Below are 626 nucleotides of genomic sequence, written 5' to 3' on the forward strand. Positions count from 1 at the left end.
GTGCGGGGCACGCGGCGGCACTCAGGACATTAGCCGTACAAAAGGGGGCTGAACAGCAAATTACATTTGGTAGTTGACGAGTACGGGATACCGGCAAGCGGCATTGTGACAAGCGGTACTGTCGCGGCTTGTAATCAAGCGCCTCTCCTTATGGAGGATTTGGAAGCGGAAGCGTTTCTTGCGGACAAAGCGTATGACACGAACGAACTGCTCGATATGCTTAAGGAAGCGGATATAACAGCCGTCATCCCTCCGGTTAAAAGCCGGAAAGAGCAAAGAGCGTACAATCATGAACTGTATCGGGCACGGCACGTCATTGAAAACGTCTTCCGCGCCCTCAAGCGCTGGCGCGGAATTGCTACGCGCTACGCAAAGCTCACCGCTTCCTTCATCGCCGCTATTCATGTCAGGTGTTTGTTTCTCTACCTTCCAGTCCACGCTACCTACGAGGCAGTCCGCGCAAAGTCCGGCTTATAGCATGATATTTTATATGCGTTGTACCGGTATAGACAAACACAATAAAAAGTATTACAGTTAAGCATGACAAGACAAATAGAATTTGACCCAGACAAAGAAGCGATAAACTGGAAAATTCACAAAATCCACTTGTCAACAGCCGCCCTTGT

Annotated in this window: 1 protein-coding gene; it reads left to right on the plus strand. The window is 49.5% G+C overall.

The annotated features are described in order from the left end of the window. Positions 1-48 precede the first annotated feature (48 nt). Positions 49-477, plus strand: a complete 429-nt coding sequence (locus tag AWU74_RS07375; protein WP_306701076.1) for a transposase — start codon at positions 49-51, stop codon at positions 475-477. The last annotated feature ends 149 nt before the right edge of the window (positions 478-626 follow it).

The sequence above is a fragment of the Treponema endosymbiont of Eucomonympha sp. genome (assembly GCF_001028545.1).